The 25650-nt window shown below is 63.4% G+C and carries 25 protein-coding genes and 1 pseudogene; 11 read left to right on the forward strand and 15 right to left on the reverse strand.

Going from position 1 to position 25650, the window contains the following annotated elements; translation table 11 throughout:
- Positions 1-382: 382 nt before the first annotated feature.
- The 3 genes from FS320_RS18510 to FS320_RS18520 form a co-directional block, all read right to left on the reverse strand.
- Positions 383-1273 carry a LysR family transcriptional regulator gene (locus FS320_RS18510; protein WP_114945399.1) on the reverse strand — a complete coding sequence of 297 codons (891 nt, stop codon included), beginning with the start codon at positions 1271-1273 and terminating at the stop codon, positions 383-385.
- Positions 1274-1502: 229 nt separating this feature from the next.
- Positions 1503-2465, reverse strand: coding sequence for a thioredoxin-disulfide reductase (gene trxB / locus FS320_RS18515; RefSeq protein WP_152713293.1), 963 nt, complete (start codon positions 2463-2465; stop codon positions 1503-1505).
- Positions 2465-3478, reverse strand: coding sequence for a mitochondrial fission ELM1 family protein (locus FS320_RS18520; RefSeq protein WP_152713294.1), 1014 nt, complete (start codon positions 3476-3478; stop codon positions 2465-2467). Before FS320_RS18520 ends, trxB begins: the two co-directional genes overlap by 1 nt.
- A gap of 159 nt (positions 3479-3637) precedes the next feature.
- On the opposite strand from FS320_RS18520, the gene FS320_RS18525 reads away from it, so the two are divergent.
- Entirely contained in the window at positions 3638-4138 is a 501-nt protein-coding gene (locus FS320_RS18525) for an Lrp/AsnC family transcriptional regulator (RefSeq protein ID WP_152713295.1), read from the forward strand.
- 541 nt (positions 4139-4679) lie between these two features.
- Here FS320_RS18525 and FS320_RS18530 read toward each other — a convergent pair.
- The 3 genes from FS320_RS18530 to carB form a co-directional block, all read right to left on the reverse strand.
- Positions 4680-5183, reverse strand: coding sequence for a hypothetical protein (locus FS320_RS18530; RefSeq protein ID WP_152713296.1), 504 nt, complete (start codon positions 5181-5183; stop codon positions 4680-4682).
- A 34-nt stretch (positions 5184-5217) separates the two neighbouring features.
- Positions 5218-5694 carry a transcription elongation factor GreA gene (gene greA, locus FS320_RS18535; protein WP_152713297.1) on the reverse strand — a complete coding sequence of 159 codons (477 nt, stop codon included), beginning with the start codon at positions 5692-5694 and terminating at the stop codon, positions 5218-5220.
- A gap of 106 nt (positions 5695-5800) precedes the next feature.
- Entirely contained in the window at positions 5801-9271 is a 3471-nt protein-coding gene (gene carB, locus FS320_RS18540) for a carbamoyl-phosphate synthase large subunit (RefSeq protein ID WP_152713298.1), read from the reverse strand.
- 206 nt (positions 9272-9477) lie between these two features.
- Between carB and FS320_RS18545 the strand changes: the two genes are divergently transcribed.
- Together FS320_RS18545 and FS320_RS18550 are read left to right on the forward strand one after the other, a co-directional pair.
- The gene (locus tag FS320_RS18545) at positions 9478-10263 is read left to right on the forward strand and encodes an SDR family NAD(P)-dependent oxidoreductase (RefSeq protein WP_244627218.1); all 786 of its coding nucleotides are present in this window, start codon (positions 9478-9480) and stop codon (positions 10261-10263) included.
- A 31-nt stretch (positions 10264-10294) separates the two neighbouring features.
- On the forward strand, positions 10295-10690 hold the full coding sequence (locus FS320_RS18550; RefSeq protein WP_338105404.1) for a GtrA family protein: 396 nt from the start codon (positions 10295-10297) through the stop codon (positions 10688-10690).
- Positions 10691-10715: 25 nt separating this feature from the next.
- Here the strand turns inward: FS320_RS18550 and FS320_RS18555 are convergent, their stop codons facing one another.
- Complete coding sequence (locus FS320_RS18555) at positions 10716-11594, reverse strand: formate/nitrite transporter family protein (RefSeq protein WP_152713300.1); 879 nt, start codon at positions 11592-11594, stop codon at positions 10716-10718.
- Positions 11595-11813: 219 nt separating this feature from the next.
- On the opposite strand from FS320_RS18555, the gene FS320_RS18560 reads away from it, so the two are divergent.
- On the forward strand, positions 11814-13052 hold the full coding sequence (locus FS320_RS18560) for an MFS transporter (RefSeq protein WP_420846743.1): 1239 nt from the start codon (positions 11814-11816) through the stop codon (positions 13050-13052).
- Here the strand turns inward: FS320_RS18560 and FS320_RS18565 are convergent.
- Both FS320_RS18565 and FS320_RS18570 read right to left on the reverse strand, forming a co-directional pair.
- Complete coding sequence (locus FS320_RS18565) at positions 13016-13741, reverse strand: class I SAM-dependent methyltransferase (RefSeq protein ID WP_152713302.1); 726 nt, start codon at positions 13739-13741, stop codon at positions 13016-13018. The two genes, FS320_RS18560 and FS320_RS18565, sit on opposite strands and share 37 nt — an antisense overlap.
- A gap of 22 nt (positions 13742-13763) precedes the next feature.
- Entirely contained in the window at positions 13764-14225 is a 462-nt protein-coding gene (locus FS320_RS18570) for a MarR family winged helix-turn-helix transcriptional regulator (RefSeq protein ID WP_152713303.1), read from the reverse strand.
- 152 nt (positions 14226-14377) lie between these two features.
- Here FS320_RS18570 and FS320_RS18575 point away from each other — a divergent pair, with 152 nt between their 5' ends.
- Positions 14378-14797 (forward strand): organic hydroperoxide resistance protein, encoded by a 420-nt coding sequence (locus tag FS320_RS18575; RefSeq protein WP_152713304.1) that lies wholly within the window; start codon positions 14378-14380, stop codon positions 14795-14797.
- 62 nt (positions 14798-14859) lie between these two features.
- Here FS320_RS18575 and FS320_RS18580 read toward each other — a convergent pair whose 3' ends face one another.
- The 3 genes from FS320_RS18580 to carA all read right to left on the reverse strand — a co-directional run bounded on the left by FS320_RS18580 (position 14860) and on the right by carA (position 17305).
- On the reverse strand, positions 14860-15408 hold the full coding sequence (locus FS320_RS18580; protein ID WP_152713305.1) for a cupin domain-containing protein: 549 nt from the start codon (positions 15406-15408) through the stop codon (positions 14860-14862).
- 73 nt (positions 15409-15481) lie between these two features.
- Positions 15482-15856: a hypothetical protein gene (locus FS320_RS18585; RefSeq protein WP_152713306.1), complete on the reverse strand. Its 375-nt coding sequence runs from the start codon at positions 15854-15856 to the stop codon at positions 15482-15484.
- A gap of 243 nt (positions 15857-16099) precedes the next feature.
- Positions 16100-17305 (reverse strand): glutamine-hydrolyzing carbamoyl-phosphate synthase small subunit, encoded by a 1206-nt coding sequence (gene carA / locus FS320_RS18590; RefSeq protein WP_152713307.1) that lies wholly within the window; start codon positions 17303-17305, stop codon positions 16100-16102.
- 141 nt (positions 17306-17446) lie between these two features.
- Here carA and FS320_RS18595 point away from each other — a divergent pair, with 141 nt between their 5' ends.
- From FS320_RS18595 to FS320_RS18605, 4 genes and pseudogenes are all read left to right on the forward strand, one after another.
- Positions 17447-17905: a GatB/YqeY domain-containing protein gene (locus tag FS320_RS18595; RefSeq protein WP_152713308.1), complete on the forward strand. Its 459-nt coding sequence runs from the start codon at positions 17447-17449 to the stop codon at positions 17903-17905.
- A 439-nt stretch (positions 17906-18344) separates the two neighbouring features.
- Positions 18345-18536: pseudogene (locus FS320_RS49795) on the forward strand (LysE family translocator); the annotation flags it as partial.
- Positions 18537-18571: 35 nt separating this feature from the next.
- Positions 18572-18970: a LysE family translocator gene (locus FS320_RS49800; RefSeq protein ID WP_274597191.1), complete on the forward strand. Its 399-nt coding sequence runs from the start codon at positions 18572-18574 to the stop codon at positions 18968-18970.
- 73 nt (positions 18971-19043) lie between these two features.
- On the forward strand, positions 19044-19472 hold the full coding sequence (locus tag FS320_RS18605; RefSeq protein WP_152713309.1) for a low affinity iron permease family protein: 429 nt from the start codon (positions 19044-19046) through the stop codon (positions 19470-19472).
- Positions 19473-19544: 72 nt separating this feature from the next.
- Here FS320_RS18605 and FS320_RS18610 read toward each other — a convergent pair whose 3' ends face one another.
- The 3 genes from FS320_RS18610 to FS320_RS18620 form a co-directional block, all read right to left on the reverse strand.
- The gene (locus FS320_RS18610; RefSeq protein WP_152713310.1) at positions 19545-19949 is read right to left on the reverse strand and encodes a VOC family protein; all 405 of its coding nucleotides are present in this window, start codon (positions 19947-19949) and stop codon (positions 19545-19547) included.
- Between the two features lie 117 nt (positions 19950-20066).
- The gene (locus tag FS320_RS18615) at positions 20067-20408 is read right to left on the reverse strand and encodes a hypothetical protein (protein WP_152713311.1); all 342 of its coding nucleotides are present in this window, start codon (positions 20406-20408) and stop codon (positions 20067-20069) included.
- A 220-nt stretch (positions 20409-20628) separates the two neighbouring features.
- Positions 20629-22749, reverse strand: coding sequence for a M10 family metallopeptidase (locus FS320_RS18620; RefSeq protein ID WP_152713312.1), 2121 nt, complete (start codon positions 22747-22749; stop codon positions 20629-20631).
- 258 nt (positions 22750-23007) lie between these two features.
- Between FS320_RS18620 and dnaG the strand changes: the two genes are divergently transcribed.
- A complete protein-coding gene (gene dnaG / locus FS320_RS18625) occupies positions 23008-24900 on the forward strand; it encodes a DNA primase (RefSeq protein ID WP_162003084.1) in 1893 nt (630 codons plus the stop codon).
- Positions 24901-25094: 194 nt separating this feature from the next.
- A partial coding sequence (locus tag FS320_RS18630; protein WP_274597192.1) for an RNA polymerase sigma factor region1.1 domain-containing protein occupies positions 25095-25650 on the forward strand: 556 nt, incomplete at its 3' end.

A 25650-nucleotide genomic window follows, 5' to 3' on the forward strand; every position in this document is an offset into this window, starting at 1 on the left:
GGTTTTGCTCCACGCTTCCTTCAGACCCCACCTCGCGGTGGCGCCCTTGCGCTTTGCTAACCCTTCGCCGCCATCAGGCTGGGTAGAGGACTTGCACCTCCAAGCTGTCGAACATGCTCGGCACACGAAAAAAGCCGGGCTCGAAGCCCGGCTAAAGTAGAGGTCCGACAAAAGTCAAAACCTTCCAGAGGGAACGGCCGACACGGCAACGCCGGGAGGAAGAAAGCGATGCCGCGTAAAAATCAGCCACTGGTGATATCGGCCGCATCGAGCTTATTTGCAATGCAGCATGCCTCATAAAAGGGCTGCGCCAAATGCATGGCTCGTGTCATCTGAGGGACAAAATCTGAGCTGCCATCGAGCTTGGCAGGGGATTCGGACGTCAGAACGTCCAGCGCTGGGCCTTGGAGATCAGGAAATCCCGGAACGCCTGGACCCGGGCGACCGAGCGCATTTCCTCGGCATAGACGAGATAGCTGTCGAGAGACGGCATTTCCACGTCGCGCAGGATCTGGATCAGATCCGGATTGCCGACCACCGCATAGTCCGGCAGCACGGCAATGCCTGCTCCCGTCTCGACGGCCAGTTTCAGCGCCGTGATGTTGTTGACGACGTAGTGGTACTGGCGCGGCTCGCGCCCCTCGCGGCCGGCTGTGGAGAGCCAATGCACGGCCATGAGATAGGACGGCTGGTCACCCCCGAACGAGACGATCCGATGCTCGTCCAGATCCTCCAGGGTCTTGGGCTCGCCAAACCTCTTCAGATAATCCGCCGAGGCATAGACGTGGAAATGCACGGTGAAGAGGCGGCGCTGAATCAAGTCCGGCTGGGCCGGGCGGCGCAGGCGGATAGCCACGTCGGCCTCGCGCATGGCCAGGTCCAGTTCCTCGTTGGACAGGATCAGCTCGACCCGGACATCCGGATAGAGATCCAGAAACTCGGCGATGCGCTGGGCAAGCCAGATGGAGCCGAGGCCGACGGTGGTCGTGACCTTCAGCTCGCCCGAAGGCCGCTCGCTGGTCTCGACCAGCCGCGCCTTGGTGGTTTCCAGCCGCATGCGCATGTCACGGGCGGCCCGGAACAGCAGGTCGCCCTGCTCGGTGAGGATCAGGCCTCGGGCATGGCGGTGGAAGAGGGGGGCCTTCAATTCGCGCTCGAGGGCGCTGATCTGGCGGCTGACGGCGGATTGGCTCAAGCCCAGATCATCTCCGGCCCGCGTGAAGCTGCCCGCTTCAGCGACCGTATAGAAAATCCGGATTTTATCCCAGTCCACGGCATTCCCCTCATGCCTAGCGCATCGTGCGGAAAAGTGGATCCGGGTTTCCGCTCGAACGATACGCCGGCCAAGAGAAGGAGCATCGGGATTGATCCCAAAAGTGGGGTCCACTTTTGGGTTTGAGGCTCTAGCATGCTCCTGACGCAAGGCAACTCTTATCTCTTATAAGCCGAGGGTCCGACGCAACAGGAAATCGTCCTGAGACCTAACCAGTTGTTAATAAACTTTATTCGGCGGCTTCCTGGGCAGCCTCCAGAGCCGCCAGGTAGCGTTCCGCGTCCAGAGCCGCCATGCAGCCCATGCCTGCCGAGGTGACGGCCTGCCGGTAGATGTCGTCCGTCACGTCGCCAGCCGCGAAGACGCCCGGAATGTTGGTCTCGGTCAAGCCGGGTTTCGTCAGCAGATAGCCGCCGGACTTCATGTCGAGCTGACCGGTGAAGAGTTCCGTCGAGGGTTTGTGGCCGATGGCGATGAAGACGCCGTCGGTCTTGAAGTCCGACATATCGCCCGAAACGATGTTCTTCAACCGAACATGGGTGACGGAGGATGGATTCTCGCTGCCGCAGATTTCCTCGACGGCCGAGTTCCAGATCACCTCGATCTTGGGGTGCTTGAACAGTCGATCCTGCAGGATGCGCTCGGCACGCAAGGAATCCCGGCGATGAACCAGCGTGACCTTGGAGGCGAGGTTGGCGAGGTAGAGCGCCTCCTCGACGGCCGTATTGCCGCCGCCCACCACCACGACTTCCTTACCGCGATAGAAGAAGCCGTCGCAGGTCGCGCAGGCGGAGACGCCGAAGCCCTGGAACTGGCCCTCGGACGGCAGGCCCAGCCACTTGGCCTGGGCGCCGGTGGCGACGATCAGCGCGTCACAGGTATAGGTTTCGCCGGAATCTCCCTCCAGGCGGAAGGGACGCTGCCTCAGGTCCACCTTGGTGATGTGATCGGAGATCATGTGGGTGCCCACGTGCTCGGCCTGCATCCGCATCTGCTCCATGAGCCAGGGGCCCTGGATCACGTCGGCGAAGCCCGGATAGTTCTCCACATCCGTCGTGATCATGAGCTGTCCGCCGGGCTGGAAACCGGAGATCATCACAGGTTCGAGCAGGGCGCGCGCCGCGTAGATCGCTGCCGTATAGCCCGCCGGCCCCGAGCCGATGATGATGAGCTTGGCGTGAGAATGGGCCATCAGGGGGTCTCCAGTGAAAAGGCGATATCCGGCAGGCCGAGAGCGCGGCGGTGGCGATTCAAGCCCTCGGCTATGGCCTCCGCGACCTTGGGTGTTGAATTTAGTGGTTCATAGGGCTGTCCTTCAAGACGGCCCTCGAAGGGATGCACAACTCCATGGGCTTTAAGGTCCCGCATGTAAACATCCAGTTTAGGATGCCCCCCTGAGGGCTCGAAGACCAGGATCGGCCTGCCGGTCACGGCGGCCTCGCCGATCATGTTGAAGGAATCCGCCGTCGCGACGACGAAATCGGCCTGGGCGAGAAGGTCCCCATAGGGGTTCCCGCCTGTGCCATCCCAGAAGAACCCCCCATGTTTGGCGGTCAGGGCCATCAGAGCCGCCCGCAGGGCCGGCGGCGTGCGGCGCGAGGCCGTGCCCATCAATCCGGCTCCGGTCTCTGCCACGGCAGTCAGATGCCGGATGAAACGGGCGGTGTCCTCATCCAAAAACCGGTGATGGCGACTGTTGCCACCGGCCAGCACGGCGATGCGCGGGTGGGGGAGGTGGGCGAGGCGAGGATCGGGCTGGGCGCGAGCCGCTTCAAGCTTCCTGGCTGAGATCCGGTGCGGCGGGGTGAGAGTGTTGAGGACATTGGGACCCCGCAGGCGATCGTAGTCAGGAGACCAGATGAAATCGGCGGTCTTCGGTCCGGTGCGGGGATCCTTGAGAAACACCGTATAGGTGTGCCCGCCCGAAGCCCGCTTCACGTGGCGCAGGTAGGCTACGGCCCGGCGGCCCGAAGCGACGAGGAGGTCGGGAAGGGGCGGGGCAAGGGGACTGCCGGGAGACCCCGTTCGCTCGCGCGGATCGATGGGCCCCCAGGGCATGAACCAGCTGAAAGGCGGCCTCGGCTTGATCCGGCGGATTTCCGCGGGGAGGCCTAGAGCCTCGGTGATGCTCAGGGCCTGCAGCTCGTCCCCAGCCTTGCCATCGGTCAGCACCCAGGTGATAAGGCCGGTATCCTTGCGCAACATTCGATCAATGAGCCTGTGGAGTTCATGAAGTTCGTTGCGACTTAATCGCCTGTCCTTCTTGTGTCGACCCTCTACACGGTCTACTCACCCAGGACGAGATTTTTTGACCTGATGCCGCATGATCAGGGCGACCGGCCGATGCCCCTTGTCTGACCATGCATGAGCGGAGTTACCGTGCGCGGACGCCTCGATTCCATCGACTGGGCCATCCTGAAAGAACTGCAAGCCGACGGCAGCATCACCAATGTGGAGCTCGCTCGGCGGGTCGGCCTGTCGGCGCCGCCGTGCCTGCGCCGGGTGCGGGCGCTGGAAAGCGCCGGGATCATCAAGGCTTATCGGGCGATCCTCGACCCGAAGAATCTCGGTTTCGAGATCGTCTGCTTCGCCATGGTGCAGCTCGACATCCAGGGCAAGAAGGAACTGCGGGAATTCGAGCAGCGGGTGAAGGATTGGTCCATGGTCCGCGAGTGCTGGACCCTCTCGGGCGATATCGACTTCATCATGAAGTGCGTGGCCCCGAACCTCGCATCCTTCCGGGGCCTCGTGTCCGAGCTCACCTCGCTGCCGAACGTGCGCAACGTCCGAACCGCCCTGACTCTCGACCTCATCAAGGACGATCCTCTGGTGCCGATCGAGGACGTAGCGGAAGTCGAGGGCTAAGGGGCAGGTCTTCCGTAAGGGCAGGCCTTCCGCTTGCCGAGAGCGAGCTTGATCCCTCACTTGGGCAATCGCCGAAGAAGGCAGCTTCGCGAGATGGGAGCTCTATCCCTCTATGCTCATCATCCAGGATGCCGCAAGCGATCCGACTCCCTGCGACGGGGGGCAAGGCTTGTTGCCATGTCGGCAACGTTCGCTGTTCGGCCCTCGTACCCTCCAGCGTCATCACCGGGCTCGTCCCGGTGATCCCGGTTGGATGAAACGACCGAGCCTCACCGCATCGAGATGGCCGACACAAGACCGGCCATGACGGGGAGTGTCTAGGGCGGTGATCCCCATCGAAAAGGCGCAGCGCCTCACCAGATCGGGATGGCCGGCACAAGGCCGGCCATGACGGGAGGGGAGCAACCGGTATCATTCCCGACCCACCAAGGCACTGAGGCGACAAGGATCGCGGCATGCTCGCAAGGGCGCGCCGCGGCTGGCGCTTCGCTCGAAGTAGAGGAACCCGTCAGCCTCTCACCCCCGCCACCCTCGGCGTGAGCTAGATCTGCCGCCTGAGCCAGCGCACGTAATGCTGGGCCACCTGCACGGCACGGCCCTGCTCGTCCGGAGTCAGGATGCTGGTATTCACGTCACGCACAGCGAGCATCGGATGGCTTGCCAGGACCTCGCCCCTGCGGCCGATAGCCAGGGCTTCACCCTCCACTGCATCGTGCCCGCTGTTGCCGCCGCCCCCTCGACCTCGGTATCCGCTGCTGTTGTCAGGAGACGAAGTCAGAAAGACTCCCGTCAGGCGCAGAACAAGACGGGGCCCGCGAGGATCGACCCGGTCAGCAAAAGAACGCCGCAGTTCGTCGAGCGCGGCCGCGCCGACAAGGTCGGCGAAGGGACCGAGCCCCTTGGCTTTGAGAACGCTCACATCGACCGAGAAGGAAGAGAACGCCTGCGGGAAGCTCTGGGCATGGGCAGGCAGGGCAAAGCCTGCGCTGGCGAGGCCGGCACAGGCGAGAGATTTCAGGAGGGTACGCCGGGAGGGGGACGTCATGGGATTTCTCATCGTTCCTGCCCCCTTCCGTTGTTCAGGCGCCGAATTGGACGCCGACGACCTCATAGGATTTGCCGCCGCCGGGGGTCGAGACCTCCACCGTATCGCCGATGGTCTTGCCCATGAGGGCACGCGCGATAGGAGACGCGACCGAGACCCGACCCGAGCGCACATCGGCCTCGGGTTCGCCGACGATCTGGTAGGTTTTCTCTTCCTCGGTGTCCTCGTCAACGAGCTTCACCGTCGCGCCGAACTTGATCCGGTCACCGGAGAGCTTTGCAATATCAATGACTTCGGCGCGGGAGATCAGGCTTTCGAGCTCAAGGACCCGGCCTTCGTTGAGAGATTGGGCTTCCTTAGCGGCATGATATTCGGCGTTTTCCGACAGGTCGCCAAGCGCGCGCGCTTCCGCGATAGCCTGGATGATCCGGGGGCGTTCAACCTGCTGCCGGTGCTTGAGTTCTTCCTCGAGCGCCGCAAAACCCTTGATCGTCAGAGGGACCTTGTCCATCGTTTATCTCGTCCAAAAAGAGGTACGAGGCCGCTGTTGCCAGCGCCCTCGCATGTCAACGAAAACTTACCAGAAGCTTCGCAGTTCCAATGTGAGGCCGGATGCCTCAGGCAAAGTATTCCTGAAGCGCCCGGACTTCGAGATCGCCGCTGAGGTATGCTTTGATGCCCTCGGCCGCGGCAATCGCTCCTGCAAGAGTGGTGTAGTAAGGTATCTTATGCAAGAGGGCAGCTTGTCTTAAAGACCGGGAATCCGAGAGGGCGCCAGCCCCTTCGGTGGTATTGAAGACGAGCTGGATATCGCCGTTCTTAATGGCGTCCACGACGTGCGGGCGGCCCTCCAGCACCTTGTTGATCCGCGTCGCCTTGACGCCGTTTTCCTCAAGAAATTTCTGGGTTCCAGCGGTCGCCATGATCCGGAAGCCGATCTCCTCGAGCATCCGGACGGTGGGCAGGATGCGGGCCTTGTCCGAGTCGCGGACCGAGACGAAGAGGGTTCCGGTCCTGGGAACCTGGCTGCCGGCGCCGAGCTGGCTCTTGGCGAAGGCCACGCCGAAGCTGCGGTCGAGGCCGATCACCTCTCCCGTCGAGCGCATTTCCGGCCCGAGCAACACGTCCACGCCCGGGAAGCGGGCGAAGGGGAAGACGGCTTCCTTGACGCCGATATGCAGCAGCTCCTTCGGGGTCAGGCCAAACTTTGCCAGATCCTCGCCCGCCATGATGCGGGCCGCGATCTTGGCGATGGGCTCTCCGATGACCTTGGCCACGAAGGGCACCGTGCGCGAGGCGCGGGGATTCACCTCGAGAACGTAGATCGTGCCGTCCTTGATGGCGTATTGCACGTTCATCAGGCCGCCGACATCGAGCGCCAGGGCCAGGGCCTTCGTCTGGCGCTCCAGCTCGGCAAGGGTCTCAGGCGACAATGAGCGGGGCGGCAGCGAGCAGGCGGAATCGCCCGAATGGATGCCCGCCTCCTCAATGTGCTCCATGATGCCGGCGATGAAGCTGTCCTTGCCGTCGCAGAGGCAGTCCACATCCACCTCGATCGCGTCCGAGAGGTAGCGGTCGAAGAGGAGAGGGTTCTTGCCCAGCACCGTGTTGATCTGGCCGGTCTTGTCGTTCGGGTAGCGGGCCTTCACGTCGGACGGGATCAGGCTCGGCAGGGTGCCGAGCAGGTAATCCTCGAACTGGGTCTCGTCGCGGATGATCGCCATGGCCCGGCCGCCGAGTACGTAGGACGGGCGTACCACGAAGGGCAGACCGAGATCGGCAGCGATCAGACGGGCCTGCTCCACCGAATAGGCGATGCCGTTCTTCGGCTGCTTCAGGTGCAGCTTGTCGAGAAGGCGCTTGAACCGGTCCCGGTCCTCGGCAAGGTCGATGGCATCGGGCGAGGTGCCGAGGATCGGTACGTCGGCCTCCTCCAGGGCGCGGGCGAGCTTGAGCGGGGTCTGGCCGCCGAACTGGACGATCACGCCGTGGAGCGTGCCCTTGGAGCGCTCGGTCTCGATGATCTCCAGCACGTCTTCCTGCGTCAGCGGCTCGAAGTAGAGCCGGTCGGAGGTGTCGTAGTCGGTCGAGACCGTCTCCGGGTTGCAGTTGATCATGATGGTCTCATAGCCCGCGTCCTTGAGCGCGAAGCAGGCATGACAGCAGCAGTAATCGAACTCGATGCCCTGGCCGATCCGGTTCGGGCCGCCGCCCAGAATGATGACCTTCCTGGCATCGGACGGATCGGACTCGTCCGCCGGTCGGCCTGCGAAGGGCGCGGCGTAGGTCGAGTACATATAGGCGGTGGGGGAGGCGAACTCCGCCGCGCAGGTGTCGATGCGCTTGAAGACCGGACGCACGGAAAGCGCGCGGCGCGCCTCGCGCACTTCGGCCTCGGTCTTGTGAGTGAGCACGGCAAGGCGTGCGTCCGAGAACCCCATGGCCTTGAGATGACGGAAGGCGCCCGGTGTCTGTGGCAGGCCATGGGCCTTCACCTTGGCTTCCAGGTCGACGATGTCCTGAAGCTGTTCCAGGAACCAGCGGTCGATCTTGCAGCTCTCGTAGACCTCGTCGTGGCTGATACCCAGGCGAAGGGCCTGAGCGACTTTCAGGATCCGGTCCGGGGTCGGCGTGCCGATCGCAGCCTTGATGGCGTTCCGGTCGTCGCCCTTGCCCATGCCTTCGATCTCGATCTCGTCGAGGCCGGTGAGGCCGGTTTCGAGCGATCGGAGCGCCTTCTGGAGCGATTCCGGGAAGGAGCGGCCAATGGCCATGGCCTCGCCCACGGATTTCATGGCCGTGGTCAGGGTCGGCTCGGCGCCGGGGAACTTCTCGAAGGCGAAGCGCGGGATCTTGGTGACCACGTAGTCGATGGTCGGCTCGAAGGAGGCCGGGGTCGCGCCGCCGGTGATGTCGTTGGCGATCTCGTCGAGGGTATAGCCGACGGCGAGTTTCGCCGCGACCTTGGCGATCGGGAAGCCCGTGGCCTTGGAGGCGAGCGCCGAGGAGCGAGACACACGCGGGTTCATCTCGATCACGATCATGCGCCCGTTCTCCGGGTTGATCGCGAACTGCACGTTCGAGCCGCCGGTCTCGACGCCGATCTCGCGCAGGACCGCCAGGGAGGCGTCGCGCATGATCTGGTATTCCTTGTCGGTGAGCGTCAGGGCAGGGGCGACGGTGATGGAATCGCCCGTGTGCACGCCCATCGGGTCGAAGTTCTCGATGGAGCAGATGATGATGCAGTTGTCCGCCTTGTCGCGGACGACCTCCATCTCGTACTCCTTCCAGCCGAGCACGCTCTCCTCGATCAGCACCTCGTTGGTGGGCGAGGCATCCAGGCCACCTTCCACGATGTCGAGGAATTCGTCACGGTTGTAGGCGATGCCGCCGCCGGTGCCGCCCATGGTGAAGGAGGGACGGATGATCGCCGGCAGGCCGACCTCGGAAAGCGCGATCAGGGCCTCCCCCAGGGCGTGCTCCTGATAGCGCTTGCGGCGGTCGTTCTCGCCGGCGTCCCATTTCAGCTTGTAGCTGGAGATCACGCGCTTCTTGTCGCCCGGATGCATGTCGAGGGCCTCGAGCCGCGCGAGTTCGGCGAGGTAGGCGTCCCGGTCGGCCTTCTTGAGAGCCGAGGCATTAGCGAGGCGCGATTTCGGCGTGTCGAGGCCGATCTTGGTCATGGCCTCGCGGAAGAGCTGCCGGTCCTCGGCCTTGTCGATGGCTTCCGCCGTCGCGCCGATCATCTCGACGTTGAACTTATCCAGCACACCCATCTTCTTGAGCGACAGGGCGCAGTTGAGCGCCGTCTGGCCGCCCATGGTGGGCAGGATCGCGTCGGGGCGCTCCTTCTCGATGATTTTGGCGACGATCTCAGGGGTGATCGGCTCCACGTAGGTGGCGTGCGCGAGATCGGGATCGGTCATGATCGTCGCGGGGTTCGAATTCACCAGGATGATGCGGTAGCCTTCCTCCTTCAGGGCCTTCACGGCCTGAGTGCCCGAATAATCGAACTCCACGGCCTGGCCGATGATGATCGGACCGGCGCCGACGATGAGAATGGAGGAGATGTCTGTCCGCTTTGGCATTGGGCCACCCAGGCGTGTCCAGCCGCGCGGCCGTAAAGCTACGGCGCTTCGAGCGCAGCCGGGATGTGATCGGATTGTAGGTTGAGAGAGGCTCTTACACGGACCTTGTGCAAATTCAAAGGCCCGAGCCATGATTTAGACAGCGAATGCCCATGCGGTACGATCCGCAGCGTATGGCACTGAAAGGGAGCTGGGAAAAGATGGCCATGACCGAGGAGCTTCGCTGGACGTTGATTACAGGCGCATCCAGCGGAATCGGTGCGGAACTGGCCCGCGTCTTCGCCAGCAGGGGTTACCCGCTCATCCTGACCGCCCGGCGGCACGAGAGGCTCGAGGCTCTGAGTGCAGAGCTCGGCCAAGCCCATGGTGTGCCGATCGAGATCATGGCGATCGACCTCGAGGACAGGGAGGCCCCTCGGGATCTTCATGAGATGCTCCGGGAGCGAGGGATCGAGGTCCATACCCTGGTCAACAATGCCGGGTTCGGACTGAGAGGGTATTTCGCGTCCCTTCCGCACGAGAAGCAACTCGCCATGATCGACCTCAATGTCACGGCACTCACCTCGCTCTGCCGCCTGATGCTGCCGGGCATGATCGAGCGGAAGCGGGGAGGGATCCTGAATGTGGCCTCCGTCGCTGCCTTCCAGGCCGGGCCGTACATGGCGGTCTATTATGCGACGAAAGCTTTCGTCCTATCCTTGTCGGAGGGTCTGCATGACGAGGCCAAGCCGCATGGGGTGACGGTCACGGCCCTCTGCCCGGGACCGACCGAAAGCGAGTTTTCGGAGACCGCAGGCTTGAAGGATCCGCGTCTCTTCAACTCGGGCGTCACGTCCTCCGCCGAAGTCGCCCGCGCAGGGGTCGAGGGCTATGAGGCCGGGCGGGCCATCGTCATTCCGGGCGCCTGGAACCGCGTCGGAGCCATCGGGGCGAAGTTCGCCCCGCGCTTCCTTTCGCGCAGGATCGCAGGGCTTCTTCAGGGAATGAGGTGACTGGCCCATGGGAAGCGGCTATCGAGAGGGCGTGACCGCATCTCGTTCCCTTCATCGTCTGATCCGTCAATTCACCGCCTTCTTCGGAGTCGGTCTGGCGGCTGCAATGGTCCATTACGGACTTCTTATCGCCCTCGTCGAAGGCGCAGACATCGATCCCGTTCCGGCGACGCTCGCCGGCTATGTGGCGGGGGGGCTCCTGTCCTACAGGCTCAACCGCAAGCATACTTACGAGAGCGACAGGCCCCACCGGGAGGCCACATGGCGCTTCGCCCTCGTTGCCTTGATCGGTTTTCTCGTGACGTGGTTCCTCATGCATGCATTCACGGTTTGGCTCGACGGGCCTTATCTGCCCTCGCAGATCATCACGACCGGCGTCGTGATGCTGTGGAGCTTCATGGCGCATAGGGCTTGGACGTTCGCCTGAGCGGAAGGAGAAGATGGGGCGTTCCTCATCGCTGCAATTCCGGGACGACTTGCCCGAAATTGAGCGCGGCCACGAGCGTGACGCCGCCCAGAACATTCCCGATAAGGGTGGGCGCGAAGAAGCGCAGGACGTAATCCGCCCAGGTGGCCTGGCCCGTTTCCACGAGATAGAATCCGTCGACCGAGCCTGCGATCAGATGCGAAAAGCCTCCAATGGCCACCACGTAGGTGATGATGAGGATCACGAGCACGCGCGCCGAATCTGCTCCTGGCAGGAGCCAGACCATGAGGGCGATCAGCCAGCCGGCAAAGATTGCCTTGAGCACGACCGTTCCGAATGGTGATGCAACGACCTTATGACTGATTTCCGAGAAGGCATTCTTGATCTCGGGTGCGAAGAGAGGCGTATGCGCGATCATGGCTGCAAAGGCCCAGGTTGCGACGATGTTGGCCGCAAGCACGATGGCCCACAGCTTCAGGACACGCAGGAAAGTTCGTCCATCCCGGTTATGCAAAAGGGGGAGGATGGGCGTGAGGGTATTTTCGGTAAAGAGCTGCTGACGACCCAGCACTACGATCAGGAATCCGATCGTATAACCGAGACTGCTCACCAAAGGCTTCCATGACGCGTCCGGCAGATGGGCGTGCAGCAAACCTTCCACGGTGAGGGAAAAGCCCATGGACAGGCCGGCAGCCAGCCCGGAGAGGAGCAGCGCGGAGGCCGTGCGGTCGAGTTCGCTTTCGCCCTCTGCTCGAATGGTCTCGTGAATGAGCGCTGCGTTGGGCCTGCTTTGCCCTTCGACGGCTTTCTTCTCCTTCGGAGACAGATCCGGTGTCTTTTCGGCGGGATTGAAGCTGTCTCGCTGCTGCGGCTCGACAGGCCTGTCCGAGGAGGCGAAGGTCATGAGGCTGCCTTGCAGATGAAGCCCTGACAAGCCACTGGCCAATGGCTTGTTCCGAACGGCTGGAGCAGGACCGTCTTTCAGTGCAGCCCTGACCTGCATTTCGTCCTCTGTCTGAATCTTTTTGCAGTGCAATATAAACTGACGTCCTGAGCCGGACGCTTTGCTCCGCAGGCTCTGCCACAATCGCATCACACGAAAAGTAGGGGCTCCATGTCCGATATGGCCATTGCCGAGGAAGCCTGCCTTGCCACGAAGGACAAGGCTCCCGCGGTTCCGCATTCCCGATTGGCCGTCATCCTGATCGAGTTGGCCCTTGCGGTCGGCAGCTTCGGCATCGGCACCGGCGAGTTCGCGATCATGGGGCTGCTCCCGAACGTCGCGCAGGAATTCAACGTCACGACTCCTGAGGCCGGATACGCGATCAGCGCCTATGCGCTCGGGGTCGTGGTCGGTGCTCCCATCATCGCCGTCCTGGCGGCAAAGCTCGCGCGCCAGACGCTTCTCCTGCTCCTGATGGCTGTCTTTGCCGTCGGCAATGCGGTCAGCGCCGTGGCGCCGAGCTTCGAGTCCTTCGTGCTTCTGCGCTTCCTCACCGGTCTGCCGCACGGTGCCTATTTCGGCGTGGCCGCTCTCGTGGCGGCCTCCCTGGTTCCGCCGAACAAGCGCACCCAGGCGGTGGCGCGTGTCATGATGGGCCTGACCGTCGCGACCCTGCTCGGCACCCCCGTGGCCACTTGGTTCGGACAGATCCTGAGCTGGCGGATCGCCTTCGGCGCCGTCGGCTTCATGGGGGCGCTGACCGTGATGCTGATCTGGCTCTTCCTGCCGAAGGACAAGGTCCAGGAAGGCGCGAGCCCTATGCGGGAACTCGGCGCCTTCAGGCGCAAGCAGGTCTGGTTCACCCTCGGCATCGGGGCGGTCGGCTTTGGCGGCCTGTTCTCCGTCTTCTCCTACATCGCTTCGACAGCGATGGAGGTGGCCCAGATGCCGGAGAGCGCCGTGCCAGTCATGATGGCCCTGTTCGGCTCCGGCATGATTATCGGCAATCTCGTCGGAGCCTGGTTCGCCGACCGGAACCTAATGGCCACCATCGGAGGGGTGCTCGCCTGCAGCGTCGTGGTGATGACTGTGCTCTGGCTGACGGCGGAGAACCCCTACATGCTCTCGGCCTGCGTCTTCCTCGTCGGCTGCAGCGTCGCCATCGGACCGGCCCTGCAGACCCGCCTGATGGACGTGGCTGCCGATGCGCAGACCCTGGCGGCGGCCCTCAACCATTCGGCCTTCAATATCGCCAATGCGCTCGGCGCCTGGCTTGGCGGACTCGCGATCGCGGCCGGATACGGCTTTGCCTCGACCGGTTGGGTCGGTGCTGTTCTGGCCGTTGCAGGGCTTGTGGTATTCGGCCTGTCGCTGGCGAGCGATCAGCGCTCCGTGAAGTCTTCCGTATCACGAGCCTGAGGCGACGGACGCGCCAGGAAGGTCATGCGGGCCTGGTTGTGCCCGAGATTCCGCTCAGCGCGCCCGGTCTCGAACCCCGCATCCTGCACGAGGTCGACGATCTCCTCCTCGCTGTATTGCGCGAGGCCCAGCTCCTCGCGGACCTTGCGATAATCCGAGAAGGCCGTGCGGGCGAGACCGGTGATTGCCGATCGCAGGAACCCGCCCTGCCACGCGAAGGAGAGCAGCGCCTTGGCATCGGTGAGAGGGCTGATGTCCGGCGGGATGATGTCGCCCAAAACCAGCTTGCCGTCGGCCTTCAGCTTCTCGTGCATGAGCCTCAGGAGAGCGCGGAACTCGTCGAGGGAGAGATACTGGACGAGCGAGTTCACCACGATGAGGTCGAGGGAAGCGTCCGCAATTCCGGTGACATCGTCGATCGAGAGAACAACGATCCGCTCGTTGCCTTTGAACCTCTCGGTCAGGCGCTCGCGCACCAACGGCGCGGCATCGCTCAAGTAAAGCCTTGCACATCTGGCGGCGATCTTGTCGGCGAGAAGCGCCTCGCCGCTGCCGTAGTCCAGCACGACCGCCTTGGGTGAGGGGATGAGGCCGATGATATCGTTGGCGAGCAGGCGATAATGCAGCATCTTGTGCCGCTCGCTCGTATAGATCGGCGTGTCCCGGTTCCAATAGTCGCGCCAATTCATCGAAAAAGACATCTCCCTGAACTCAGGATTTTCCCGAGAGTGCAGCCGAGTCATGGAGCCTGCTGCGGAGTTTCGCAACCTCCTGGCTGAGAGCACGGGCTTCGTCGAACGAGAGACCCAGCACGCAACCAACGTTCTTCGGAATCTCCTCCGCCTTCTCCCGCAGGGCACGACCGGTCTCGGTGAGGGAAATCCTGACCTGCCGCTCGTCCTTCTTGTCGCGTGTCCGGCGAATATGACCCGCGTTCTCGAGACGCTTCAGCAGCGGCGTCAGGGTGCCGGAATCGAGAAACAGCCGGTCTCCGACCGCCTTCACGGTGAGATCATCCTGCTCCCAGAGCACCAGCAGGACCACATATTGCGGGTAGGTTAGGCCGAGCGGGTCCAGGAACGGACGATAGGCCCGGCTGAAGGCATGGGAAACGGAATAGAAGGCGAAGCATAGCTGGTTATTGAGCGCCAAAGTCTCTGGCATCTTCGTCATGGTCACCTCCACGCAGCACCACCCTATGAAAAAAATAAGTTGCGCACAATCGAATTCAGACCTATGTCTGCAGTTAGATTGCATGCAATTTAATTGTAAGCCTGCAATTGGCCAGTCGGGCTCTCGGGCCTGACACTTCAAGGAGCTTTCCGATGACCCCTCTCTACACAGCCCATGCTTCAGCCCATGGCGGACGCGAAGGCGTCGCCGCTTCCAACGACGGAAAGCTGGAGGTTCGCCTCTCCACACCGAAGGAACTCGGCGGCGCGGGCGGCGAGGGGACCAATCCGGAGCAGCTTTTCGCGGCCGGCTACTCGGCCTGCTTCCTGGGTGCGCTGAAATTCGTCGCCTCGCAGAACAAGATCGCTCTGCCGGCGGACGCTTCCATTGAGGCCAAGGTCGGCATCGGCAAGCGCGACGACGGCGCGGGCTTCGGTCTGGTGGTCGAGTTGAAGGCGAACCTGCCGGGCCTGCCTCAGGAGCAGGCCACCGATCTGGTGCACAAGGCCGACGTGGTCTGCCCTTATTCGCACGCGATCCGCGGCAACGTGCAGGTCACGCTGTCGGTCTAAGAAGGCGATCGAACCGTAGGGGCAAAGGCCTCCCGCCTCACTAGGCGGGAGGCTTTTCGCGTTCAGGTCCAGAGCTTCATGAGGGCTCCGTCGGCCCCGTCCACGGGATCGGCATCCGGCAGCGGTACTTGGGCGATGCGCTGCTGCGATGTGTCGAGGGCATTGGGGTCGTCACGGATGGTCTCGTAATCGGCCCCGGCCGGATAGGCGCCGACAACCGCGAAGTCGTCGCTGCCGTTGATCAACGCATGGGCGACGCCGGCCGGGATGATCACCACGTCGCCTGCGCTCAGCGTGATGAGATCGCCGTCCTCGCCGCCGAACCGGACCTGGGCCGAGCCCGACACGATGCCGAGCACCTCGTGGGTGTTGGGATGGTAATGGTGGTAGTCGTGGATGCCGTCGAGCCAGGCATTCGTCCAGCCATACTTGGCGAATGTCGCCTTGAATGACTTGGCAGGATCATCGGGGGAGGGAGTAATCGCCCCGCGGCGAATCACCAGCGGCAGGGAGGGATTGTTCGGAACGATGCCGTTGCTCTGAAAGACAACGGTTTCCGTTCCATGGGGCGCGTCATAACGAGCCGCGCCAGCTCCTGTCGGTTGAACCATGCGTGTCTCCTTCAGTCGGGAGAGAACGCATGGTGCCGACGAAAGATCGAGCGGGACTGTTGTTCCTGTGGCCCTACATGCCGATGAGCATGGTCGCGACGGCGCGGTCGATGGACAGGTAGAACATCCCGAAGGCCACGGCCGCCGCGATGGCGAACTCGATGATCTGGTTCCGGAAGACGCGGAACTTGGCGAAGAGGTTCTGGCCGAAGATCGAGATCAGCCAGGCCGTCGTGAGCACCACCGGGAAGATGAAGAGATAGGACCAGGTGCTCTCGACCGGGCCCACATTGGCCGGATCGATCAGCGGCCGGATGTTGCGCACCCAGGGAGCATAGAGAGCAGCATAGAGCGACGTCAGCCAGGCGAGCGTGACGGCGACGCCGAGATGAAACGTGAACAGATTGTGCAGCCGGCTGAATTCGCCGGAATCGTCATCGAAATCCATTGGATGAAACCCCCAAACCAAGGCCCGGAATCATTTTGCTTTTATGGTTAATGATCGGTTACCGTGATTTGGGCGACTGGCGCAACCGACGCGTTTGTCGCGGCGCCAGCGCATCGTGCGGAAAAGTGGTCCCGGTTTTCCGCGAAGTACGATGCGCTCTTCAAAGTGCGAGCATCGGAATCGATCCCAAAAGTGGTGTCCACTTTTGGGTCCGGTGCTCCAGCCTTCACATGATCGTTAGGCTCAGGCCTTCTTCTGATCCATCAGCTGCACGAAGCGGTCGAACAGATAATGGCTGTCCTGCGGGCCGGGCGAAGCTTCCGGGTGGTACTGCACCGAGAAGGCCGGGCGGTCGGTGAGCGAGATGCCGCAATTGGAGCCATCGAACAGGGACACGTGGGTCTCCAGGGCGTTCTTCGGCAGCGTCTCCGGATCCACCGCGAAGCCGTGGTTCATGGAGGTGATCTCGACCTTGCCGGTGGTCTTGTCCTTCACCGGATGGTTCGCGCCGTGGTGGCCCTGGTGCATCTTCTTGGTCTTGGCGCCGACGGCCAGGCTCAGCATCTGGTGGCCGAGGCAGATGCCGAAGGTCGGGATCTTCTCGTCGAGCACCTTCCGGATCACCGGCACCGCATATTCGCCCGTCGCCGCCGGATCGCCGGGGCCGTTGGACAGGAACACGCCGTCGGGCTTCAGAGCCAGCACGTCCTCGGCCGAGGCGGTCGCGGGCACCACCGTGACCCTGCAGCCGGCGCGGGCGAGCAGGCGCAGGATGTTGCGCTTCACGCCGTAATCGATCGCGACCACGTGATGCCTCGGGGCGCCGTCCTGGTGGCCGTAGCCTTCGCCGAGCGTCCAGGTGGTCTCGTCCCAGTCGAAGCGCTGGGCGCTGGTCACGAGGGGGACGAGGTCCAGGCCGTCCATGGATGGGAGGGCGGCAGCCTTGGCCTTGAGAGCCTCGATGTCGAATTGCCCCTCCGGGTCGTGGGCGATGACCGCGTTCGGCATGCCCTTGTCGCGGATGAGCGCGGTCAGCGCCCGGGTGTCGATCCCGGAGAGCCCGACGATGCTGCGGGCCTTCAGCCAGGCATCGAGGTCGCGGGAGGCGCGCCAGTTGGACGGCTCGGTGATGGTTGCCGCGAGCACGGTGCCGCGCACGCCGGAGGACGAGGCGGCGTTGACGCTCTCGGTGTCTTCCTCGTTGGTGCCCACATTGCCGATATGCGGGAAGGTGAAGGTGATGATCTGGCCGGCATAGGACGGGTCGGTCAGGATCTCCTGGTAGCCCGTCATTGCGGTATTGAAGCAGACCTCGCCGGTCGCTTCGCCCACGGCGCCGATGCCGAAGCCTTCGAGAACCGTTCCGTCCTGGAGCACGAGAACCGCTGTCGCGCGCGGCTCGGCCCAGCCACCCGAGGAGGACCCGGTGGTGTCTTTGTCTTGCAGCATCGTCATGATCTCTTGTAAGTCCGGGGCCAACAGGCCGTGCTTGAGCAGGCCATACCGGGCCGCCCTTGAACTACCCCCGTGACTTAAGGGGCCGTTCGCCTTCCGTCAACGCTCAAGCGACTTAAAACCAAGGAGAACTCCATGCTGCGCGAACGTTTCACCACCGAGATGAAGGAAGCCATGAAGGCCGGCGAGAAGGGCCGCTTGGGCGCCATCCGGTTGATTCAGGCGGCCCTCAAGGACAAGGACATCGAGGCCCGCGGCGCCGGCAAGGAGCCGCTGTCCGACGAGGAGATCCTGGCCCTTCTCCAGAAAATGGTGAAGCAGCGCCAGGAATCGATCACCATGTACGAGCAGGGCGGCCGCGCCGAGCTGGCCCAGCAGGAGAGGGACGAGGTCACGGTCATTTCCTCCTACCTGCCGCAGCAGATGGATGAGGCCGAGACGAAGGCCGCCATCGAAGCCGCCATCGCCGAGACCGGCGCCGCCTCCATGAAGGACATGGGCAAGGTCGTCGCAGCCCTGCGGGCCAAATATGCCGGCCGCATGGACTTCGCCAAGGCGAGCGGTCTCGTGAAGGACCTGCTGCCGAAGGGCTGAGGCCTCATGCTCCGCCTGTCATCACCGGCCTCGTGCCGGTGATCCCGATCCGAAGGGCTCTGCGCTTTTCAGCATCGGGATGGCCGGACGGGCCCGGCCATGATGGGAGAGGGAGGGCATGACCGGAAAGGTGTGAGCAGGGACGGTATCGTTCCCGGCAGGACGCGAAAGCGGAGCGGAACGGGCAGCGGGAGTCTGACTTCAGCCCAGCACCGTCATCACCGGCCTTGTGCCGGTGATCTCGATACGAGAGGCGCAGCGCATTTCAAATCAGGATGGCCGGCCCGGGGCCGGCCGTGACGGGAAGAGCCATGATGGCGGAGAGCGTGAACGGGATAGGTGTCATTCCAGGGCATCGATCATGGGAAACGACATTCCGTTCGAGGATTTCTGGCGGGTCGTGCTAAAAGGCGGATCCGGTATTGAGCATCGGTGATCCATGAGCCTCGAACTCTGGCTGATTTATCTGGTGGCCGCGGTCGGCCTTTCGCTGACCCCTGGGCCGAACGGCCTGCTGTCGCTGACGCACGGCGTCTGTTACGGATTCCGGCCCACGATCTTTACGGTGCTGGGCGGTGCGCTCGGATTCTTCGTCCTCATCGCAGCATCGCTCGCCGGCATGGGAGCGCTGCTCGCGGCCTCGGAGCGGGCCTTCACGATCGCCAAATGGATCGGAGCCGCCTATCTCGCGTCTATCTCGGCATCCGCATCTGGCGGGCGCCCGCTTCCGTCCTCGATGTGGCGGAACAGGACAAGGGGCAGCGCCGGGCGAGGCCGCTCTGGATGTTCAACCAGGGCTTCCTCGTGGCGGTGTCGAACCCGAAGGCGCTGATCTTCTTCGCGGCCTTCCTGCCGCAATTCATGGCCCCGGGCGTGCTCTATCCGGTTCAGCTCGCGGTGTTCGGCGGCACCTTCGTGGTGGTGGAGATCGTCTACGAGCTTCTTCTCGCCGTCATGGCGCAGCGCATCGCCCCCTGGCTGACCCGGCACGGGCGATGGTTCAACCGCGCCGCAGGCGTGACCTTCGTCGGCATCGGGGCCGCGCTCACGACGGCAAGCCGCTGACCGGCCCCGAGCCCGGGATCGAACGGAAAGCCAGCTCGACCGTTGTTCTTCATCGAACCTTGTCGGGCGCGCGATGGACAGGCTTTTTGCCAAGTTCGCGAATGCAACGGCCAGAGTGGCAGGAAGCCCGCCGGCCTTCCTGATCTGCGTCGTCGTCGTTCTGGTTTGGGCCGTGTCAGGGCCCTTCTTCGGCTTCTCCGAGGATTGGCAGCTGGTGATCAACACCGGAACGACCATCGTGACCTTCCTGATGGTCTTCCTCATTCAGAACACGCAGAACCGGGACGGCGCCGCCGTTCAAACCAAGCTCGACGAGCTGATCCGGACGTCGAATGCGGACGACGCGTTCATGGGAATCGAGAAGCTGACTGACAAGGAATTGGAAGCCCTCCACGAGCAATGCGAGCAGATGGCACGGCAAAGCCAGGCTGCCCTGGAGAAGACCAAAGCCGAGCGTGCGAAACGGGCGAAAGGCAAAGGCTCGCACCGGCTCAGCGCTTGAGTCCAAGTCACGCTGCCCAGGATCGCCGGTGAACGGAGTGCGGACCGGACTTGGTCTGTCCAGGCGTCATCGTCACGGCCGCCCGTCCGTGAATTGAACGAGATCCCAAAGATTGCCGTACAGATCCTCGAACACGGCCACGATGCCGTAGGACGCCTGCTTCGGCTCGCGGATGAAGGTGATCCCGGCTTCAAGCATGGCGGCATGATCGCGCCAGAAATCATCGGTCCGCAGGAACAGGAAGACGCGGCCGCCGGCCTGATTGCCGATGAACGTTTCCTGATGGGCCGAGGATGCGCGGGCCAACAGCAACGACGTGCTTCCGCTCCCCCGAGGCCGGACGACGACCCAGCGTTTGTCCTGCTCCGGCTGATAGGTGTCCTCGACCAGCTCGAACCGGAGCTTGTCGACGTAAAAACCGATTGCTTCGTCGTAGTCGCGAACCACGATGGCGATATGGGCGATGCTCTGATTCAAGGCGCTCCACCTGCTCTCACTCGCGCAGAATGGGGTGCTCGTGTTTCAGGAGGAACAGCAAACTTCACCTTGTCCACTTGAACCGGCGTCTCGCCATTGCGGCAACCTTGGATCCGCTCACATGTGAGGCGAGCGATCGACGCAATCGTCATCCAGGAGGTCGTGAAAGCTGATCCGGACTCTGGTGGCATGTTTCGCCGGTTGGGCCGCAGCCCCTAAGCCCACAAGCGCGTTCATCTCGCCTATGAGGCACCTGGCGCTGTCTGCCGACCTGATCCGCACTTGGCGATGCCGCACCCGCGCTTCGAAGTCATTGAGGAGGAACAGGGTCTCGGGGTCGATGTCGATATCGATGTGACCGTAGCGTTTGCCATCCTCTCCGGCTGCCACCTGAATGCCTGCCAAAAGATGCTGGAACTCCGTCGGCCATTCCACAATGGGGTTTTGGGTGAGCGGCATTGGTTAACCCCGGTACTTGGACAATCCTGCGATAAGCATTCCTTCGACGAGAAAGGCTTCTATCCATTCAAGCGAAGGCCACGCTTGGTGGTTCCCTTCAAGGAGCTCTCAAGTCACTCACCTTAAGGATAAGCATCGCCGAAACAGGGATCGCAGCGGACCCCATGAAGGCCCGCTGCGCAGTCCGTATCCTGACACCTGGTCAGAGGTAGAAACCTGGTCAGAGGTAGAAATCCGTCGCCTTCATGGACGCGACACTCAGGAGGCTGATCTGGAAATCAGCCGCTTTGTCGCCGTTGATATCGCCGGACAGCGTTCCGCCGCTGAAGTTCAGCTGACCGGCCTTGCCGGTGAACGCGGTGCTTCCGATGAAGGAAAACGCCTGGTTGCCCGAAAGCCTGGTGTTGGCGTCGATGCCCCGCAGGTCGATCTTGTCGACGCCCGAGGTGAAGTCCTGAATCGTGTCGCTCGCGGCCGGCGCGGTGTCGCCGACCGCCTTGAACAGGAAGAGATCGCCGTTCGCTCCGCCGGCCAGCATGTCGGCGCGGCTGCCTCCGTACAGGATATCCTTTCCGCCCCGGCCATACAGAGTATCGGCCGAGGCGCCTCCCTCGAGATAATCCGTGCCGTCGCCGCCTTCGAGCCAATCGGAACCGCCTCGGCCATACAGGGCATCCGACCCGCCGCCCCCAAGGAGGGCATTGGCCGCATCGTTGCCTCGCAGGAGATCGGCATGGCGGCTGCCGGTGAGGTTCTCGATGCTGACATAGCTGTCCCGGTAAGCGTCCCGGGTGTTCTTCGAGGCGGCCATCAGATCGGCGACGACGCCTGCAGCTGCCGTCGCATAGCTTGCCGTGTCGGTTCCGGCTCCGCCGTCCAGGATGTCCCGGCCGGACCCGCCGGTGAGGACGTCGTTGCCCTCCATGCCGTAGAGTCCGTCGTTTCCGGTCTTGCCGTCGATCTGGTCGTTCCCGGCCGCGCCATAGAGATTGTCGGCTGCGCTCGTGCCGGTCAGAACGAGGTCCTGCACGACCGGCGGATCCTCCGTCACCGGCGGGTCCTCCGTGACCGGCGGCTCGGGCGTGACCGGCTCCTCGACGGCGGTGACTTCGGCCGCCGAGTAGACCCGGTCGCTGAACTGATAGACTTCCGTGTTCCGGACGATGTCCGTGCCGTCGGCGGCGCCCGGGCGCAGGTCCTGGACCTGCAGCGATCCGTCGGCCAGGAGGGTCACGCCGTAATCGGAGCGCTGGCCGCTGAAGACCGCCATGTCGCTTCCGCTGCCGCCGTCCAGCAGATCGTCGCCTTCGGCGCCGTTCAGCTTGTCGTTGCCTGCATTTCCCGTGAGCGCGTTGGCCGCCTGGTTGCCGGTGATCGTATCGTAACCCGTCCCGCCGACGGCATTCTCGATCAGGGAGCGAACATCGCCGTTGGAGAGCAGCGCATTGGCGATGTTGCCGGCCGCGAGGCGCCCGCCGTCGAAACGCAGCTTGGCCAGTTGGGCCGTCGCCGTCGTGGTCCAGCCCCCCGGCCGCAGATCGACCTTTAGGTTGGTGCCGTAATTGGAGAAGTCGTAGGTGTCGGTGCCGCCGCCATCCCAGACCGTCAGCAGGATCCTGTTGCCGCCGGGAGCCGCCTGACCGATGCCGTCGATGAACATCTCGCCGGTGGTGGCGCTCCAGGAATAGACGGTGTTGGAGCTGTTGGTGCCGTAATTGGCGCCGTACATGTGCTGCAGGGCGGCAATGTCGATCATCATCAGCGACTGCGCGTAGCCCCAGGTCTCGTTCATGTAGCCCCAGGTCGTGGAGGCTCCCAGATAGGATCGGTAGCTCATGACCGTATATTCGAGGGTGTCCCGGTCGGCCGGCATGCCGTTCGTGTGGGGATGTTCCAGACCGAGCGCATGCCCGATCTCGTGCAGGAAAGTCAGGTAGGCGTAGTTGCCCTTGACGGGATTGCTGTAGGACCCTCGGGATTGATTGAACCAGGCATCGCCCCCTTCGGCCTCCGTGCTCGGGTAATAGGCCCATGCGGTCCTGGGCGCGTCCGAGAGGGCGAAGCGCAGGTCGGCGTGATCGGCCGCCGTTTCTGGAACCTCAGCGAAGGTGAGATTGGCCACCGAGGAATAGAGCGACAGGGCCGTGCGGACCGTCGCCTGCTGAAGCATGCTGAGGGCGCCGAAATTGGTGACGTTTTCGCCCTCACCGTAGGACGTACCGTAATGGGAGCCGTCCGCAGGAAAGCTATAGGTGAAGCTGTCGACCGCCCACTTGTATTCGCCGAGAAGACCGTTCGTATAGGAATCGACACTAGGATTTATTGTTGTAACGGCAGGCATTGCCCCAAACTCCAAGACTTCTTCTTGTTTTTGCAATGTCTCGAAGTTGCCATGGAGCCGTTAACAAAGGTTCCCTTTGGTCACCGGAGGCGAACTGGGATTAAGTTCCAAATCGTCGCAGGGGCCGCTTCACGCGACGTGCGGCGGAAGGAACGACCCGGCCTGTGGATTACGGGAACAAAAAAAGCGTGGCCGTTGGGTTTTTAACTCTGCCGTAGCCGCTCTAGTTTATGGAGCAGGTTTGGAGAATTCCGCCTCGTGCGCTACCCGCCCCAAATCCTCGAAGAGATCCGCGCCCGGCTGCCGACCTCGGCCATCGTCGGCAAGCGCGTGCGCCTGAAGAAGGCGGGGCGGGAATGGAAGGGGCTGTCGCCCTTCAACGCGGAGAAGACGCCGTCCTTCTACGTGAACGACCAGAAGCAGTTCTACCACTGCTTCTCCTCGGGAAAACATGGGGACATCTTCACCTTTCTCATGGAGACGGAGGGCCTGTCCTTCCCCGAGGCCGTGGAGCGGCTGGCCGGCGAGGCGGGTGTGCCCTTGCCGCAACTCTCCCGCGAGGACCGGCAGGAGGAGGTCAAGCGCAAGAACCTCCATGACGTCATGGAACTGGCGGCGGAGTTCTTCGAGGCCTCGCTCCAGGGGCGCTCCGGCGGCAAGGCGCAGGATTATCTCGCCGGGCGCCAATTGAGCCGGGAGACGCAGGCTCGGTTCCGCATCGGCTATGCCCCGTCCGAACGTTATGCGCTGCGCGACCATCTCGCCGGCAAGGGCGTGCCGGTCGAGATGATGGTGGAGGCGGGCCTGGTTCATGCCGGCGAGGAGGGGAAGATCCCCGCCGACCGGTTCCGCGACCGGGTCATGTTCCCGATCTGCGACGTGCGCGGCCGGGTGATCGCCTTCGGCGGCCGGGCCATGAGCGCGGACGTTCCCGCGAAGTATCTCAACTCGCCCGATACCCCGCTCTTCAACAAGGGGCGGCTTCTCTACAACTACCATCTCGCCCGCCAGCCGGCCCATGACCGGGGCACGGTGATCGCCGTGGAAGGCTATGTGGACGTGATCTCGTTGAGCGTCGCGGGTTTTCCCCACGCGGTCGCGCCGCTCGGCACGGCCCTGACGGAGGACCAGCTCACCCTGCTCTGGCGCCTCGCGGAGGAGCCGATCCTCTGCTTCGACGGCGACAAGGCCGGGCAGCGGGCGGCCTACCGGGCACTCGATGTCGCCCTGCCCAACCTGATGCCGGGCAAGTCCCTGCGCTTTGCCATGCTGCCCGACGGGCAGGACCCGGACGATCTCGCCCGAGCCGGAGGGAGCGCCGCCGTGGAGCGGGTCCTGGCCTCGGCGCGGCCCCTGGTCGACGTGCTCTGGGCCCGGGAGCTCGAGGCCGGACCCTTGGATACCCCCGAGCGCCGGGCGGCCCTGGAGCGGCGTCTGCGCGAATCACTGACACTGATTCGCGACGAAACGCTCAAGAAATACTACCGGGAGGACGTCGAAAGCCGTCTTGCGGCGTTGAATCCCGATTCCCGGGCCAACCGGTTCAACCGTCAGGGCGGGGGCTCGCGGCGGGACTTTCAGAGGCCCCAGCCCATGACGCCGAGCTCTCGGTTGAGCGTCTCTCCGCTTCTCGCCCGCTCGCCGCTTTTTGCCGGGGGAGCCGCCGAGAGTCCGCGAGAGGCGATGATCCTGTGCACCTTCCTGATGCATCCGGAACTCGTTCAAAATCATGTCGAAACCCTTGCAGATCTTGAACTTGAGGGCCGGCCCACCCAAATGGTGCGCAGTCTCCTGCTCGATGGAGCGGCGAGCGGCGAACCTGCCGATCTGACGGTCATGAAGGCCCGGCTCGAACGGGCCGGTCTGACGCCGGTGGCAGACCGGCTGACGGCTCTGGTCCATCCCGGCGACCGGTGGATGCTGGATCCGCATGCGGATCCCTTGCGGCTTGAGGACGCATTGAGGCAAGCCATCACCTTGCATCGCCGCGCACGCACGTTACATAGCGAACTTCGGGCTGCCGAGCGCGCGCTTGCCGAAGAGGACAATGAGGCCAATCTCGCCTGGCTGCGGGAGGTCCAGAACCAGCTGTCCTCCGTCGAGGGTGCCGAGGCCGATATGGACAGCGGAGGGCTCCCAGGGGGGCACTGATGTCTCACGCGATCGGAGTGCGGCAGGCGAGGCGGCTGCCACGCTCTGGACAGGGGATGGTTAACGGTTAGTCAAGCGACTCACTGTTTATAGTTGGAATGAATTTCAGGTGGCGGAGCCGTGAGGCTTGGCCACCCATTCGCGCATCGCAGGTCCTGTAGGGGGGATGGGCGGGCGCTGGAGTTGAGCAAAGCATGGCGACGAAGACAACCGGCGGCGACGAAGGCGATACGACCACGACCGAGCAGCAGACCGATGGGCCTCTGCTCGACCTGAGCGATGCCGCCGTTAAACGGATGATCAAGCTCGCGAAGAAGCGCGGCTATGTCACTTATGATGAATTGAACGAGGTTCTGCCTCCCGAGGAGTTCAACTCGGAGCAGATCGAGGACGTTCTCGGCCAGCTCTCGGAGATGGGCATCAACGTCGTCGAGTCCGAAGAGACCGATGAAAATGCCCAGCCGGAGGCCGCCGACGAGGAGGAGGCCGAAGGTGGCGACCTCGTCGAGGCCTCTCAGACCCGCGCCGTCGCGGTGCGCGAGACCACGGCCAAGGAGCCGACCGACCGCACGGACGATCCGGTGCGCATGTACCTGCGCGAGATGGGCTCGGTGGAGCTTCTCTCCCGCGAGGGCGAAATCGCGATCGCCAAGCGCATCGAGGCCGGCCGCGAGGCCATGATCGCCGGGCTCTGCGAAAGCCCGCTGACCTTCCAGGCCATCATCATCTGGCGCGACGAACTCGTCGAGG

It is taken from the genome of Microvirga tunisiensis, assembly GCF_009296175.1.
Classification (GTDB): Bacteria; Pseudomonadota; Alphaproteobacteria; order Rhizobiales; family Beijerinckiaceae; genus Microvirga; species Microvirga tunisiensis.